The sequence below is a fragment of the Niastella sp. sgz303648 genome (assembly GCF_059587045.1).
The window spans coordinates 558,893-576,076 of record NZ_JCAPSW010000003.1 but is presented as its reverse complement, the minus strand read 5'-3'; the positions used below and the strand labels follow the sequence as shown (position 1 = coordinate 576,076).

The following is a 17,184-nucleotide window of genomic DNA, read 5'->3' as shown; positions in this document are numbered from 1 at the left end:
CACAAACTTCAAACTACAAACCAGAAACATTGGCTTACCCCACCACAAACCTGTACCCCACTCCTTTAATAGTAATAATCTCCAGCCTGTCATCTTCTTTCAGGTAGCTGCGTAGTTTGGTAATGTATACGTCGAGGTTGCGCGAATTGAAAAATGAATCATTGCCCCATAACAGGTTCAGTATGTCTTTACGATCGATGATCTTATCGCGGTTTTCGTATAATAATTTAAGCAGTTCGCTTTCGCGAAACGACAGCTTGCGTTCCTGTTTATCGTAGGTAAGCGTTTGCCGCATTATATGAAAAAGATACTCACCCATCTGTAACGAATCTTTGCCATTTACCGGTTTACCGCCCTGCTGTTTTATCCGTAAAGCATTTTCAATACGCACAATCAGCTCTTCCATGCTAAACGGTTTGCGAATGTAATCGTTACCGCCTAACGTAAAACCTTTCACCAGGTCGTTGGTTTGTGTTTTGGCAGTTAAAAAAATAATCGGCACGTTGGCATTCAGTTCACGTATTTCACCGGCAATGGTAAAACCATCTTTGTTGGGCAGCATTACATCCAGCACACACACATCGGGATTTGTGCGATTGAACGTTTGCAAAACATTTTGCCCATCACTTTCCATCACCACTTCAAAATGCCGGCTTTCAAGGCTTTCTTTTACAATTTTGCCCAGAAACAATTCATCTTCTACGTACAGTATTTTGATTTTGTTCATCAGGCTGCAGGAAGTTTAATAATAAAACGGCTGCCAATGCCAGGCTGGCTTTCGACCTCAATTGACCCGTAGTGCCGTTGAATAACATAAGCAACATAACTCAGCCCCAGGCCATAGCCTTTTACATTGTGGGTATCGCCCGATGGCACCCTGAAAAATTTTTCAAACACTTTTTTACGGTATTCGGTAGCTATGCCTATGCCGTTATCGGTTACCGACAGCAACACATACTGCTGATCTTCTTTCAGTTCAATATGGATCGAAGGATTTTCTTTACCATACTTCAATGCATTATCGAGCAAATTAAACAGCACGCTGGTAATATGCAGTCTGTCGGCATTGATGGTAAACCGGTAGCCCTGCATCGCCACACTTACTTTCGCCCTGTATTTTTCAAACTGCAGTTTCATGGAGTTTACTACTTCATTTACCAGCTGTGACAAATCGACCGATTCTTCTTTCAGTTCTATCTGGTGTTTTTCGAACATCGACAGCTTCAGCACTTTATCAACCAAAAACGACAGGCGCTGTAATTCGTTGGAAGATATAGTCAGGTATTCCTTCGTGCGTTGCGGATCGTGTAGCGCATCAAAGTTGCGCAACGCCTCAATGGCAACACTTACCGTAGCAATAGGCGTTTTCAGCTCATGGGTAATATTGCTGATAAAATCATTTTTTATTTGCGTTAGCTTTCGCTGTTGTATCAGGTTACGCAGCAACAGGGTAAACGAAAGCACTGTAACCCCCACCAGCAGCAGCGATACAAGTATTTGGGGCCACATTTTACCAAGCACAAAATGCGTTGTATTTGAAATAGCTACCCGGTAAGTAACCGGGTGATTAAAGCCAATGGTAACTTCGTTATCATTTTCGAAGTCGGGCGGTCGCCAGGGTTCTTCTCTTAACACAGTGGGGTGACTGCTTATTGAAAAAGGGAGCGCTAATTTTTCCTGCTTTAATATTTGAGCGTATTTACGGGTAAGTTCCGGTACACTGATCGAATCCTGCAACGAATCTACCGAGCTTAGCACTTTAATGATGCCCGGGGCGGGACCGCTTTTAAAAACATGAACTTCGCGTATTGAATCGTTGGGGAAAGGTTCATCAAAATAAGCCGTGTTTTTTTCTGTTACAAATACATGCATCCGTCTTTTTCCTTCAGCTGAATCGGTTACTTTTTGTTTAATAGCATCCAGCATGCCCACCGCACCGTAACGGGTTACTTTAAACTGAACGTTTACATTGGTATCGAGCTTTAACTTTTCGGCCCTGATGTGTTGTATGGCTTCGCGAAATAATACGTTGGTGCGAAAGGTAAGATCGTGCTTCTCTTCGCGAAAGTTTTTCGAAACCCAATATACCTGAAAGGTTGCTACAGCTACAATGGCCAGCAACATTAATGCAACAGATAAATAAAACCGGCGCCTGTTCATATCGTAACAAAAGTAGCCGATAAACGGCAGCGCGTACGAAACATTAACCTTAATTAACATTAAACCAAGGTGCATTAACCTGTTGCCCGTACTGGCTGCCATAGATTTGAAAAAAATAAATGAGTATGAAAACGATATACTTTTTGTTTGGCGTATTAATGTTACAACAGGTACAGGCGCAACAGCAATCCCGCGCAAGCGCGGGACGGGTAGTATATGAGTTTTACCGGCAAATGCAAATTCACATAGCAGGTAGCGATGGTATGGAGCAGCAGGTACCACGTACCCGGGTTTTTAAAGTTGAAGTGTTATTCGGTAACAACCAGATGCTGCGCCGTCAGCTCGAAGATGATAATGCCGCGGATTTTCCATCGAATGAAAATGGCATTCAGATACGTATAATGGGCGATGATGATATAACCTGGTGTAATTTTTCAGAAGAACGTATGGTTGAACAACGCGAATTTGCCACCAAACAATACCTTATTAACGACAGTATTCGTAAACTAAACTGGAAGTTAACCGGTGAAAGCAAAAATATACTGGGATATGCCTGTCAGCAGGCGGTAACCACCCGCATTGGCAAACGCATGACGATGTCGATGGATAACGGTGTTATGAGCCGCAAAGAAGTAGCCGATACCAGTCATATTATAGCCTGGTTTACCCCGGCCATACCCGTTGCTGCGGGCCCCGACTTTCAGGGCCAGTTACCAGGACTGATCTTACAAACAGATATTAACGGTACACCTTCGTATAAGGCTATTGAGGTATCGCCCAAAGTAGATGTAGCAACTATCAGGGAACCAAAAAGCGGAAAAAAGGTAACGGTAGATGAGTTTAATAAAGAGCGTGATAAAGCGATGAAAGAGATGGAGCGCAACCGGGGCCCTATGCGCATGAGGACCGACCGGGCAGGCTAAGTGTATCCATATAGAACAACGAAGTGTAAGAAGCTGCAATTGTTTTGCAGCTTTTTTCGCATATAGCGCTAAAACGATGAAAACATTGCCACAATCATCAAACTATGTGATGCAGGTCATTAAATACTTCAAATATTACTATTAATTTCATAACGGTTTTTCATAGGATATTGGATTAATACAGGGCTGGATTTCTATCCGGCCTTCTTTTTTAGCTAAGGAGCATCAAAGGAGTAAAATTGCTACAACTAAACATTTAGCGTTTATAACGCTGCATTACCACGACAAAATTTTAAAGAACATCAGCCATGCAGGGCTCTGTTCCCTTCTGAGCGACGTATCTGACGTAGGCGAAAGCCGAAGAACTTCACTTATTGTTCTTACGATTAAAAACTAATTAAAAGTTAGCCAAAATCAATAAATCGATAATCGCTCAGAACACTGACAAATATCATTGCGTATACCAATTTTTGATAGTAACTTAATAGTGGTTTTTCATAGGATATTGGATTAAATACGGGCTGGATTTCTATCCGGCCTTCTTTTTAGCTAAGAGCTTGAAAGAGTAAAAAAAGACAAAAGGGATTTTGTTTCTCAGAAAGCAAAAGTTTTATATCAAACTGTTAATATTTATAAAACAATGGTCTGACCGAATTTTATAACGAAGGCCAAACAAGCAAGACTCCTTTGCCTCATTCTTCTCTTATACCCTTTTCGCTCAATCCCTCGATAATATTAAAGCATTATATTCACCCACATTGATGGCTATACTAAAATCGTGATCGCCTTTTTTGCTTTCGAAAGTTTCGGCCTCCATGGCGGGTGTATCGTTGAAAGATGGATCGTAGCCCTTCCAGTCGCCGTTGAAACGAACTTTCCATACGCCTTCGTCGGGCACACCAATTACATAATCTTTATGTGCCTTATTGGCAAAGTTTATTACAACTATCACGCTGTCTTTTGGCCCCCCATCGTGCCAGCGGTGAAAAGCCACTATTTTTTCTTCGTGGTTCAAATGAACAATTCGGGTATGCTGCCCGGTTAATCCTTTTGTTATGCCCTCTATATTGCGACGAAGCTGTATGCAATCGCGGTACAGGCGTGCAATGCCTTTGAAATCTGAAAACTTCTGCCAGTCGAGCGGTTGGTTTGAATCAAAGTATCCGTCTTCAACAAATTCCTGTCCCTGAAAAATCATGGGTATGCCACCGGCCGTTAACGTAAGAACGGCGCCTAATACCGAACGTTTTTTGGCAAACCAGTTTTGCGGGTCACCGGGCGCTATTTCTTCGGGTACCCTTGTATGACCATTGGCCACTGCATCGTGCGATTCGGTATAGATCACCCGCTGAAAGGCATCGCCATTAAAACAATGTTCAATGGCATATTGAATATTCTTCATTTCGCGGTGAGCATCGTCGGTTACTTTTAAAACATCGCGCACGTTATAGGTAAAAGCAGGGTCCCATTGTGAACTAAATCCCTCGCCGCCGTCTTTTTCGTTCTTTGTTATCCATTCGTTGTTCTGCAGATCCTCGGCGATCATTATCTTCCAGGGAAATCTTTTTTTCACTTCTTCATTGATCCATTTCATCAGACTCCATCCGTCGGGTAAATCGGCATCGCGTTCATTGGTGCCATTTACATTACGTATATACGAAATGGCATCGGTGCGTAAGCCGTCTACATGATATTCATCGAGCCACATCAATGCATTATCACGAATATATTGCCGTACTTCGGGCTGTCCGTAATTGGGCCTTGTATGCCCCCAGGGTGTTTGCGCCCGCCAGTCCTGGTAGAAATAAATACCGCCGCCATCATTCACGCTCCAGCCATCAAATTTCCATAAGTCAAGGTCAGATGGGCCATAGTGATTATACACCACATCGAGTATAACAGCTATACCCAGTTCGTGCGCTGCGTTTACCAGCTCTTTAAAGCCCCGTACGCCTCCATAATCCGATTCTATTGCAAACGGGTGCGACAGGTTGTAGCCCCACGAAAAACCGCCGGGAAACTCGGTAGCGGGCATTATTTCAATAGCGTTAATACCCAGCGTTTTTAAATATCCAAGTCGCTGCCTGGCGGTTTCGAAAGTGCCGGGTTTGCCGTTTTCAGTTACATTAAAAGTTCCTATATGCATTTCATAAATCACCAGCTCATTCCAGGCAGGCATATGAAAGTCCTGGTCGGTCCATTCAAAATGCGGGTCGGTAACAATGCTGTTGCCAACCGAACTGGTAAGCTCTTTGGCATAGGGATCGTTGCGATGCAACGGGCCTTCACTGGTATGCAAAATATATTTATATTGATTGTTTACAGCCGCTTCGGGAATGTTTAAGCCCCAATAACCATTGGCTTCCTGATTCATTTCGTGTTTGGTTTTCGACCAGTTATTAAATTCACCGGTTACAAAAACTTTTTGGGCATGTGGCGCCCAAACTCTGAAAAATACGCCGTTGTTATGTGGAATAGCTCCCATTCCTTCGATGGTGGCTGATAGTGCAGCAATCGCAGCCGTGCGGGTTTTTGGCATGGTGGTACATTTTGTAATACCTGTTATGCAAATTTGTTACCACGGCTTATCCCCCGAAGTAAAATGCAGTAAAGCAGAAAGTTGAAGTAATAGAGAAAACGAAGTAGGAAGTCCGACGTCGGAAGTCCGATGTCTGATTTCTAAAGTAAGAAGTGATTAAATACAGAGGTTCTTCAGACCTCAGATTTCTGACTTCAATTATCTTCGTATAATATGAATACCCCCTTTTTCAGCACCCGCACTCAACCCATTTTTATTTAAGCTATATGTAAAGCTTAGCATAAAAAACCTTTGCAAATTGGTTACCCGCTTGTCTTCAATATAATTCTGGCTGGTGCTTCGGCTCACTCCTATATTCTGATTTAATAAATCAAATACCGATAATTTTATTTCTCCTTTTTTATACTTCAAAAATTGCTTGCTGATAAACGCGTTCCATAAAGGCACACGGGCATTAAATCCGTTGGCACGGCGGCTGTTAATAGTGTAGGTAAATTCAGTATTAAAGAAAAAGCCGGCCGGTAGTTGCCAGTTTATTTCGGTACTGTATTGCTGGTTAAAATATTCATTGTTTAACGAAGCCCTTAACGAGTATTGTGTTTTATAATAATTGATACCGCCGGTTATCGAAACATCCAGTTTATCACCAGCATTCATTTCAAGCCTAACCTCGGGGCCGACATTAAGGGTATTGATCATATTTACGGCGCCGTTTATAAATGTTTTGTTTTTGGTATAATAACCGTTCATACTAAAATTCACGTTGCCCCTTAAAAACCGAACAGGTAATCCCACATTTAAATTGCTACTTACATCATATGCTCCGTTTACATTTACCGGACGGGTTGTTTTTACACCTACCGAATCAATAGTATCAAAATCTACTATTTTGTTGTCGGTACGGCGCAGGTTCACAAACGCAAACAGGTTTTTGTTTTTGAACGGATTAACAGAAAAGAAATTCACCTGCACGGTATGCGTTAATTCCTGTTTCAGATCGGCATTACCTACTTTTATATTCAAAGGATCGCTGATATCGGGTATCGGCTGAAGCTGCGATACAGATGGCTGATTGGTACCGGTGGTATAATTTAAGCGCAACGTTTTATACTTTGTAAAACTGTACTGCAGCCGTGCATTAGGCAGCAGATTATAAAATGTTTTGTTGATAACAGAATCTTTTATCAGTGAAACGATCTTTCCTTCCAGTTCTGCATTTTGCCAGTTCACTCCGGCCGATATATTGAATTTCTTTTGCTGCATTCGCCAGCGAAATCCAACTGTATTATAACCATAACTATTTTCATAATCATTGGTAAGGCGGTCGTTTAACCGGTCGAATTTGCCGCTGATGGCATTGTAATCGTATGTAATTTTTTGCGCCGTGCTTTTACTGCTGCTTTTGCCAACACTGAATTCGAGCAACGACCTTTTAAAAACCGGTTCGGTATACACTGCCCTTGCTGTATAACTATGCAAATCGCTGTTATTGGTATTTCGCTGATCAATTGAATCGGTTCTTATTACCGTACCTGTTGTGTTGCGGTAGGTATTTACCGAGGTTAAACTTCCATCGCCATCACTTGCATTCAGGTTGTTTTGCAAACTCAGCGAAAATGTTCTTCCCCGCTGCCGGAACTTTTTTCGAAACAGGATATCGTTTTTAAAATTGTATCCCTCGTTGTTTGATTTATTATCACTCAATCCGCTGGTACCGGGCGTACCGGTTAGCGAAAAAGAAGCATAATCGCTGGTAGTTGATTTTTGGGTTTGCTGATATCCAAGTGAAGGTGTAATTTTTATTGAATGAAATGAGTCGACCTGAATATCGGCGCTCAAATTCAGCTTTTGACTGTTATTGATCGTTTTTGAAAAAGCATTCTGATTATAGTACCAGGATGAATCAGGTAAAAAGTATTGGCGTTGAATATGGCTTTCGGCAGAAGGACTATACCTGTTGTAAAAATAGTTGCTGGTAAAATTGGTTTTATTGCCAATGATATTGTTGTAATTAATTCCCCCTCCCCAAATGGTTCGTATACCGGTGTTGTTACTACTTTGCATAGGGTCATCGCTGCCATCGTTATTGATATTAATCTCAACGCCTCCTCCGCCTTGTTTCATATTGTTCAGGGCGCCGGTAAAGTTGAGCATATCCATAAATGAAAAACCTTCGGCATTGGTATTATTGGCCATGCCAATGACCGACAATTGCCGCGCCCCTTTAAATGAGTTTACATTAAAGCGACCTTCGTACCTGTCTTTTGTACCGGCGCCGGCCATGGCTTTACCAAACGTGCCTTTCTTTTTATCTTTTTTCAGTTTAAGGTTAATTGTTTTTTCGCTGTTACCATCGTCGAAACCGGTTAACTGGGCCTGGTCGCTCATTTTATCGTATACCTGCACTTTATCAACCGCATCGGCCGGGAGGTTGCGGGTGGCCAGTTTGGGGTCGTTGCCAAAAAATTCCTTTCCATCTACCAATACTTTTTTTACCTCCTGGCCCTGTGCTTTTACGGTGCCGTCTTTTTCAACTTTAATCCCCGGCATTTTTTTCAGCAATTGTTCAACAGTAGCGTTGGGAACTGTTTTAAAACTTCCGGCATTGTATTGTACTGTATCGTCGATTAAGGTAACCGGTGGGGCTTCGGCCGTTACCACCACTTCGCTCAAAACCCGGGTAACATCATTCATGACAAGGTTGCCGAGATTAACCTGCTTATGATCGTCATCAATGGTAAACAAGGTACCGGTGTTGTGATAATTTACATGCGTTATAAGCAACCGGTATTTGCCGTTAGCGAGGCCTTTCAATTCAAATTGACCTTTATTATCCGTCATGGTAAAGGTTACCAGCAATGAATCTTTTTGCTGCAGCAATGTGATGGTTGCCGACTGAACCGTTTGTTTTGATAATGTATCGAAAGCTACTCCTTTAACAGTACCATTTGATTGCGCCAACGAAGCGAAGTACAAAAAGCAGGTGATAATAAGCAGGTATAACTTCTTCATGCCGGTAATATTTTGGTAATCGTAAACCGATTACGAAAATATTCTTAGCCCATGGCAAATAAGGTTAAGCAGGGTTGCTTTAATGTTAATGAAGGTTAATAATTAAGTCGGAAAGTCCGTAAGACCGTAAGAAGCAGACCGTGGTTTGACACTTCTTTCGGACTTTCAGCCTTTGCGATTTTCGGACTTTTCTGACTTATTTAAGCTTGTGATTTCATATTAGAGGGAACCTCATACACGTGCAGGTTAATCTTCCATTCACCGCCTTCTGACTGCAACTGCAATTCAACATTCAGCTTTTGAATGATACCGGTATTGGGCAGAAAATGAAAGAAGATGCTGCTTTGTTTTCTTTCCTTTTCAGGCGTTTCGTATTGGCCATTAAGAATTACGGGTTTTTCGCCTTCGAGCTTTATGATGGTGTTGTGAATTTCGTTGAACAGGTCGCTGTATTTGCTTTTTGCCTTTTCAAAATCGGGCGATGAAAACAATTCGCAGTTCCAGCTATATGCATCATCTTTACTGGTAAGCGTGCAGTTTACCGATCCCGGAATAACTACTTTCGATTTATAGTTAACTGCCAGATCAATGGCAGAAATGCGATCGCCTTTAATGTTGCTGAAGTGGTTTGGATAGTCTTCAATAACTTTTTTTAATGCAGCATTCGTTTTATTGCTAAAAACTCCTTGTGCAGTTGTTGTTAGGGTTAAACATGTAAACAGTAACAACCAAATTACCTTGGTCATAGAATGGGGGTTTAAAATGGAAAATTAATGAATTACTGTTTGCATCTGAATAGGGAATGTACTAAATTCATTGAAACACAATAAAAAAGTAACTGCCAGCGTTATACCGGAAGGTCTGTTATTCACTCATTAATAATTCAATACCAATGGAAAAAAATCCTATGTATTACGATGTACACCGTGCGAAGATCCACAAAACCATCTACCGCCCTTCTTCAAACATCGTTCGATTTGTTAAAAGTTTGTTAGCAGTTGTTATGCTCGGCAATTCTCCGATCAGCGCTACCTCCTATACAAGAAAAAGATTTCACTAATAGAAAGTACTTACTAACTATAACGCTTAGCACTTACCTCTGAAACCACAATAGTATGTGCTATACCCCGCTTCAAGAAGCGGGGATTTTTTTTGTTGCAGGGAAAAGTATTCTTCGACTACGCTCAGAATGCGAAATACCGATCCTTCGACTACGCTCAGGACAAAAAGTTGCCATGGATTTCCTTCGCTACGCCGAAAAAAGGTTGCCCCGGATTACACGGATTAACACAGATACAATACCTATAAAAGCAAAAATGCTGAAGGGTGAACCACCTTGTAAAAGCGACCCACCCTTCAGCAATTTGGCACAACAGTTTATTTTACTGACCGCCGGGAGGCATACCACCCGGAGGCATGTTACCCATTTGCCGTTCCATTTGCCGTTCCATGTTGCGGGGCATATTGGGCATACCCTGCCGGCGCTGGTTATTACCTACCCGGTTAAGGTTGTAGGTAAAGGTGAGCATGAAATAACGCTTCAATACAGTTGAGCGCGTATCCTGAATATAGTTTTCACTTACTGTGCGTGAAATGCTTTGGTTCTGGTTCAACAGGTCGTTTACCGAAAACTTCAGCTCGCCATTCTTCTTTTTAAATAACTGGTAGGCCAAACTTGTATTCCACAAAGGAATGCTTTGGTTATATCCATTGGCACGGCCTGTATTTATATAGTAATCAAAGTCGGTCGAAAATACGAGGCTCTTCAAAAAAGTATAACTGATATCGGCCGAATAGGTTTGCGTATAGTATTCATCGTTTAGATTAGATTGTACCGAATAGGAAACCTTATTATAGGCTACGCTTCCATTCAATCCCAGTATCAGGGTTTCTTTTAGAAGATTGAAATTAATACCAGCCGTTTGGGTAACAACAAAAGTGTTGGTTACGTTTTGTTTCTTATTAATTAAACTGATATCGCGATTGTAGGTTATAGAGTTATTGAAATTAAAGCTGCTTCCCTTTAATCTTCCCTGCAGAGGCAAACCCAATGTAATAAACGATGAAGTGCTGAAGGTACCATTGAGGTTCACTGGCACAATATATTGCCCGCCCTGCACCGAACTGTCGATGCCCAGCTTATTTCTTAATGCAACCGGTAAACTGTCAACGCTGTTCACAATTTTATTTTGTGTATTGCTCAGCGTAATGTTAACCGACAAAAATTTAAAAGTGGTAGCATTAAAACTGTTGTACAAAAGATTAATATTATTGGCAAACTCCTGCTTAAGCGACGGATTACCATTGGTAACCTGTAATATGTTTGAGGGGTCGGGCGCATCCTGCAATTGTGATATGGTAGGTTGATTGGTTCGTCCCCGGTAATATATGCGCAAATTCTTTGAACGGGTGAATGAATAATTAAAACTGGCGGTAGGAAAGAAATTCACAAAATTCTGTTTAATAGTGCTATCCTTTCCTGTTAAAGCACGAAAGCTGTGATTATCGAGTTCAGAAAATTCAACGGCAGCGCCCAACTGAAAATTATACAGTTTATTTTGTACACGAAAGTTGGCTCCTGCACGATGGGCAATAAAGGCGTTTTCGAAATAATTGGTTTGCGCCCGGTTTAATGAATCGTATTTGAGCGAAACGGGGCTATAATTATACGCATCGCGGTCGCTGGTAGTTTGCTTGTTGGTGTATGCGTAATTAAATTCAAGGATCTTATTATTGTCTATCGGTTCGGTATACGAAGTGCTTATAACATTGCTTGTTGACTTTGTATTTTGCGTTGTTTTAATATCCTGGTTGGTGGTGCTTGACAAATTACCCTGTATATTATAAAAACGCAATGGCGATTGTGTGGTGCCATTACCATCGCTGTTGTTGATGCTGTTGCTCCAGCCTACGGTTAACGTACGGCCTGTTTTTAAAAATCGTCTGCGGTACAATAAGTTATTATTCAAAGTAATGCCATCACGCGTATTGCTGTTGATGCTTTTGCCTTCGTTGGCCAGGTAATCCTGACTTCCTTTAACCGAACGGGTGAATAATGTATCGTAACTATAAGAATCGGAATGTTGTATCACCAGGTTGGGCGTATACAGTAACGAGTTATTGGAGTCGATAAAATACTCCATGCGCAAATTAAACCGGTGGTTCAGGTTTTTGGTCACGGAGCTCATGTCTTCGTTGCGTAATACCAGCGAATCGTCCCATGATTGCTGCGTTAAGCTTTGCTGTTGTTTTTTGTTTTCGCTGTTCGAAAAAAAGTAGCTGGCGGTTAAATCAATTTTACTGCCCAATTTATCGGTATAATTTATACCGGCATTGGTAGCCTGTGTTATACCGGTATTGCTGCTGCCAAAACTGCTAAAGCCCGATGATCCCTGTCCGCCGCGGCCACCGCCCCCACCACGGTTTCCTCCGCCACCACCTCCACCTCCGAATCCACCGCCTCCGCCACCGTTACCACGTGATCCATAACCGCCCATGGTACTTACTATGTCGTTAAACGAAAAGCTTTGTTTGTTCAGATTATTTGAACCGGCCAAAATCGAAATGCGGCGATCGTTGTCGAAGCGGTTAAACATGGCGCTGGCCTGGTAGCGATCGTTATCGCCGGCACCGGCAATAAAGCGGCCGAAGTAGCCTTTGCGTTTATCTTTCTTTAATTTAATGTTAAGCGTTTTGGAGCGGCTGCCATCGTCGATACGCGTAAACTTTGCCTGATCGCTCATATCGTCGAACACCTGCACCGATTCAATCATATCGGCAGTAATATTTCTGGTAGCCAGCTTGGGGTCGGTACCAAAAAACTCTTTACCGTCAACATATACTTTTTGAATATCCTCACCCTGCGCTTTTACGTTACCATCTTTGTCGACCTGCACGCCGGGTAATTTTTTTAACAGGTCTTCGGCTGTTGAATTGGGTTTTGTTTTAAAGGCATCGGCCCTGTATTCAACGGTATCTTTTTTAACCTGTATGGGTGGAGCTTCTACAATCACCTCCTGCAGCAGCACATCTTTCTTATTCATATAAATGGTACCCAGCTGTATATTGGTGGTATCGGCAGATATAGTAAATCTTTTGTATCTGGGAGCATAACCCTGATAGGTGATCATCAGGCGGTAGGTACCGGCATCGATGTTATTAATCTGAAATTCGCCTTTGGCATTGGCCAGTGTATACGTAACAACCGCAGAATCGGTTGCATGCAAAACGGTTATGGTGGCATCGGCAAGATTATCTTTAAACAGCGTGTCGGTTAGTTTACCCTGTATAGTACCTGAAATTCGTTTTTGGGCAAAACCAGCGGTAGCAAAAGCAAATAATAAAATAAGCAGGGTAAATATCCTTTTCATGTATGGTAAATGAACGTTAGCAATATAAAACTTAGACGTTACCCTGCCGGTAAACTTGTGTAAACACACAAAGCCTGTAAAAGTTCAACCCGGGGATGAGTTGACAGTCAATGTGTAACGGGGAAATAAAAATGTTGGTTGGACTCCTTCAGGATTAACTAAACAGGTATTCCACATCCTCCCTCGTCAACGATTTTACAAATCCTTCATCATCGGTGATCAAATCTTTGGCGAGCATGCGCTTCTTATCCTGTAGTGAAAGTATCTTGTCTTCAATTGTGTCTTTACAAATCATACGATAGGCAAATATGTTCTTTGTTTGACCAATACGGTGCGTACGGTCAATAGCCTGTTGCTCTACGGCAGGGTTCCACCAGGGGTCAACGATGTATACATAGTCGGCAGCTGTAAGGTTCAGACCCACACCACCGGCTTTGAGCGAAATTAAGAATACGCGGCAGTTTTCGTCGTTCTGAAAACGTTGTATGGCTTTTTCCCTATCTATAGCCGAAGTGCTTCCGTCGAAATATTCAAAATCAACTTCCAGCTCTTTTAATTTTTCTTTTATCAACGCCAGCATACCGAGGAACTGTGAAAACACGAGCGCCTTATGATTGCTTACACCCTCTGTTATTTCACGGCCTAATTCTTCGAGCTTTATAGAGTGATTGGGAAATTTTTCCGTTTCGTTCAGGATAGCGGGCGAGTCGCATATCTGGCGCAGTTTCATCAAACCCTGTAAGATGGTCAGTTGCGAACGCTGAATACCCTGCTGCTCGATGGTGCCCATGATCTTATCGCGAAAATCGTTGCGATAGGCGTCGTAAATAGCCTGTTGCTCGCTTTCCATTTCGCAAAACAGAATGGTTTCAATTTTATCGGGCAGATCTTTAGCCACCTGTTCCTTCGTACGGCGCAAAATGAAAGGAAATAATAATTTCCGCAAATGGTCTTTGCGATCGGCTTCACCAAATTTATCAATGGGAATAGCAAATTCCTGACGGAAAAACTCAACACTTCCAAGCATACCGGGGTTCAGGAAGTTCATTTGCGCAAATATGTCGAAGGTATTGTTCTGCAGCGGCGTACCACTTAAGCATATGCGGTTTTTCGAGTTCAGCAGGCAGGCAGCCTTGGTAACCTTACTGGTTGGGTTTTTAATGGCCTGCGATTCATCGAGCACTATATAATCGAATGGTACTTCAACCAACAGTTTTATATCGCTGCGTAAGGTACCGTAGGTGGTAATAATAATTTCGGCATTCATAAACTGTTCCTTGCCTCTTGTTCTTTCGCCACCATGATGAATATAGTAAGTAAGTGAGGGCGTGAATTTTTTAATTTCATTTTCCCAGTTAAACATCAGTGTGGTGGGGCATACCACCAGTGCGCGTAATTTACCATGGGTTGTTCGGTAATATTGCAGGTACGATAAAGCCTGAACGGTTTTACCCAAACCCATATCATCGGCCAGTATACCTCCCCAGCCTATTTCGCTAAGGTAATGCAGCCAGTGATAACCATGCTCCTGGTACGGACGCAATATATGCTGCAGGTGCTCGGGAACCGGAATTTCCTTAATCTTGTTAAAGCTTTTCAGCTGCTCGTATTTTTCTTCGAGCTTCAATACCAGCTCTTCTTCACTGCGGTTGTCGTACAGCTCATCAATTACGCTCATGTGGTATTTGCTAAGGCGCAACTGATTTTGTTTACCCTCACCAACCCTAAACAACAGCGAGTATTTTTTAATCCATTCTTCGGGTAAAATACCCAGCGTACCGTCGTTCAGTTGTACAAACTGCTGACGGTTGGCCAGTGCTTTTTTAACATCGGCAATGGTTACTTTCTGATCGCCGAACACAATATCCACGCGCGCATCGAACCAGTCGGTATTGCTGCTGATATGAATTTTTGTTTGCGGACGAGCGGTATTGAACCTGAAGTTTTTCAATGCATCAAAGCCAAACACCGGTATCTTCAATTCCTTCATCGCATCAACAAACAAAAAGAACCAGTTATTCTTTAATACATCGCTGCCTTTTAAAGCCAGCTGTTGCCCACCTTCGGGTCTGATGAACCCTGAGTGCAGCGCTTCGAGCTTCTTTATAAACTGCAGTTCTTTTTCTTTATTCCGGTGAACGATTATTACTTTTTCCGAATCGGGTATCACCAGCTCATCTTTGCCACCAGGTTTTGTTTCAAAGCCTTTATAAGAGAAAAAAGGCTGAAATACCAGGTAATCGCCCTTTTCCTGCAATACAACACGTTTTTCAGGATCGCCGTCTTTTACTTCGCTCACCAGCGTTCCATCAAACTCAACATGATAATCTTTGGTAAGCGGTAATATTATTTTGCGCAACTGTTCGGGCCAGTCGGCCTTGCTGTACACCAGCTTTCCTTTTGCATGAAATTGTGTAACGAGGCTTACATCTTCGGCCTTATCCCACAAAAACAAATTATCGTTGTAAAAGAAAAGCAGGCTGCTGTTGATGGTGTTATCGTTAACCGGCACATGCTGGCCATTCAGCTTTACCCAACATTCAACTTCATAATTATTTTTTCCGGCTATTACTTTAAAATAGGGAGTAATGTAATCGGTAACAATGCCGGCAGTATGCAGGTGTTCGGTTTTGAATGGCTTTTTGCCATTCAGGAAAAACACAAACGGACTGGATGCTATATCGGCAAATAACTTTTTTAGTTTGGGATGAAGGTATTCAACCATCAATGCCTTGGTTTCTTCAGGCAAATCATCTTCTTCATGATGAATGATATTTTCCCAGATACCGCTGAACGGCGAATTGCGGTTAAGGTATTTTGTTACTTCGCTATCCTGCATTTTTCGCAGCTGCGGAATCATTTGCTTATCGGTATCGCTATAGGTATCAATGTTAACAAACTTTCCGAGGTCGAGCTTTTCTATCTTACCGGTGAACTGTGTGGCTTCTTCATTTATTTCGCCACTTATGGCATCTACTGAAAATCCCGGGTAATTATCATGATTAAAATTGAACACTACGCCTACCCGATGTAAAAACTTATTTTTTTCGGGTTCTTCTATAACGGTTTCGGCAGCGTCTGTTGCAGCCGGTACTTCGGCCATTACAGGCCTGGGGCGGGCCTTGGCATCCTGCGGACTAATACGCTTTATCGACGAGTCCAATACGCGTAAAAAAGGTTTGCCGTCTTTATAAGTGAATTCAAATTTGCCATCGAGGTTATCGCTTAACTGGTAACCATAGGCTTCGAGCAGTTTATTTTTTTCTTTATCCCAGTTGCGTATGCTGTCGAAATAATAGGGACCGTAAGCATTCAGCAGTTGCAAAAACACGATCACTTTTGGTAAACACAGCGGATGCTGGCGGTCTTCGTAATTGCAACTGGTATCAAAATTCCTTTCTTCGTTTTTGCGTATCACTACTTTCCATGGAGTGCCATCGATAGTTACCGTGGCTTTTACCGCTTCATCCTGCGCATATTCAATATCGGCACGTTGTGTACGAAGGTATTTTTCTGCTTCGGAATAGGTATCGGGCGAACATAACAACCGTAATGTTTTCAGGTCAATAAACTTCATCTTCACTACGGTATGCTTCTGATCGTAGTCTACCTCTTCGGTCTTCAGCATATTTTTATCCAGCATTTCCTGCAGCTGAATAAGGGCAGCTGCTTCGTGGCGGCAGATATCGCCTAAATTATAAGGGCATGCACAGCGAACCGATAAGCTGCGTGCATCCTTAAACTTTTGTATGTTAACTTTATAGTAAGTGCTGTAGCTGTCGTCTTTTACTCTAAAAGTTACAGAGTCAAGAAGTTCATCATAATCCACCAGTTCTACATACCCAATGGCGTGTATCTTTTTTCCCCTACGGATCACTTCGTCAGTTCCATTGGTATACACATACTTAATAAGATGAGGTAGTGCCATGCTGTATTTTAAATTTCCTAATCCCTAATTGAGGGTTGTCGGGTTCAATTTCAAGATAACAGTTTGCAGTTGAAAACCTACACTTTTAACAGGTTTCCAATACTCAGGCTGTCTAAAAAATCAACAGTTAACTGCGAACTGCCCACTGCTCCCGGATCTTCCGGGACCAACTGTTCAAAAAAGGGCAATCTGCAAAAGTAAAGGAAAAAATGTGAGGTAATAAAGAAAAAACCAATCTAAACCAAAATTAAT

At 42.1% G+C, this 17,184-nt stretch carries 8 protein-coding genes; 1 reads left to right on the top strand and 7 read right to left on the bottom strand.

Annotated elements, in window-relative coordinates:
* Positions 1-34: 34 nt before the first annotated feature.
* On the bottom strand, positions 35-727 hold the full coding sequence (locus AC59IL_RS11290; RefSeq protein WP_496552226.1) for a response regulator transcription factor: 693 nt from the start codon (positions 725-727) through the stop codon (positions 35-37).
* The gene (locus tag AC59IL_RS11285; protein WP_496552225.1) at positions 727-2,262 is read right to left on the bottom strand and encodes a sensor histidine kinase; all 1,536 of its coding nucleotides are present in this window, start codon (positions 2,260-2,262) and stop codon (positions 727-729) included. The genes AC59IL_RS11290 and AC59IL_RS11285 overlap by 1 nt, the downstream gene beginning before the upstream one ends.
* A gap of 23 nt (positions 2,263-2,285) precedes the next feature.
* Between AC59IL_RS11285 and AC59IL_RS11280 the strand changes: the two genes are divergently transcribed.
* Entirely contained in the window at positions 2,286-3,083 is a 798-nt protein-coding gene (locus AC59IL_RS11280; RefSeq protein WP_496552224.1) for a GLPGLI family protein, read from the top strand.
* Positions 3,084-3,801: 718 nt separating this feature from the next.
* On the opposite strand, the gene AC59IL_RS11275 is transcribed toward AC59IL_RS11280, so the two are convergent.
* The 5 genes from AC59IL_RS11275 to AC59IL_RS11255 all read right to left on the bottom strand — a co-directional run bounded on the left by AC59IL_RS11275 (position 3,802) and on the right by AC59IL_RS11255 (position 16,932).
* Complete coding sequence (locus AC59IL_RS11275) at positions 3,802-5,622, bottom strand: alpha-amylase family glycosyl hydrolase (protein ID WP_496552223.1); 1,821 nt, start codon at positions 5,620-5,622, stop codon at positions 3,802-3,804.
* Positions 5,623-5,820: 198 nt separating this feature from the next.
* Positions 5,821-8,634, bottom strand: coding sequence for an outer membrane beta-barrel family protein (locus tag AC59IL_RS11270; RefSeq protein WP_496552222.1), 2,814 nt, complete (start codon positions 8,632-8,634; stop codon positions 5,821-5,823).
* A 200-nt stretch (positions 8,635-8,834) separates the two neighbouring features.
* Positions 8,835-9,380, bottom strand: a complete 546-nt coding sequence (locus AC59IL_RS11265) for a hypothetical protein (protein ID WP_496552221.1) — start codon at positions 9,378-9,380, stop codon at positions 8,835-8,837.
* Positions 9,381-10,016: 636 nt separating this feature from the next.
* Positions 10,017-13,004, bottom strand: a complete 2,988-nt coding sequence (locus AC59IL_RS11260; RefSeq protein WP_496552220.1) for an outer membrane beta-barrel protein — start codon at positions 13,002-13,004, stop codon at positions 10,017-10,019.
* Positions 13,005-13,158: 154 nt separating this feature from the next.
* Entirely contained in the window at positions 13,159-16,932 is a 3,774-nt protein-coding gene (locus AC59IL_RS11255) for an SNF2-related protein (protein WP_496552219.1), read from the bottom strand.
* Positions 16,933-17,184 lie beyond the last annotated feature (252 nt).

Excerpts from the sequence above, each read along its gene's own strand:
- AC59IL_RS11290 (WP_496552226.1), bottom strand. The coding sequence starts at position 727 with ATGAACAAAATCAAAATACTGTACGTAGAAGATGAATTGTTTCTGGGC.
- AC59IL_RS11280 (WP_496552224.1), top strand. The coding sequence starts at position 2,286 with ATGAAAACGATATACTTTTTGTTTGGCGTATTAATGTTACAACAGGTA.
- AC59IL_RS11270 (WP_496552222.1), bottom strand. The coding sequence starts at position 8,634 with ATGAAGAAGTTATACCTGCTTATTATCACCTGCTTTTTGTACTTCGCT.
- AC59IL_RS11285 (WP_496552225.1), bottom strand. The coding sequence starts at position 2,262 with ATGGCAGCCAGTACGGGCAACAGGTTAATGCACCTTGGTTTAATGTTA.
- AC59IL_RS11265 (WP_496552221.1), bottom strand. The coding sequence starts at position 9,380 with ATGACCAAGGTAATTTGGTTGTTACTGTTTACATGTTTAACCCTAACA.
- AC59IL_RS11255 (WP_496552219.1), bottom strand. The coding sequence starts at position 16,932 with ATGGCACTACCTCATCTTATTAAGTATGTGTATACCAATGGAACTGAC.
- AC59IL_RS11275 (WP_496552223.1), bottom strand. The coding sequence starts at position 5,622 with ATGCCAAAAACCCGCACGGCTGCGATTGCTGCACTATCAGCCACCATC.
- AC59IL_RS11260 (WP_496552220.1), bottom strand. The coding sequence starts at position 13,004 with ATGAAAAGGATATTTACCCTGCTTATTTTATTATTTGCTTTTGCTACC.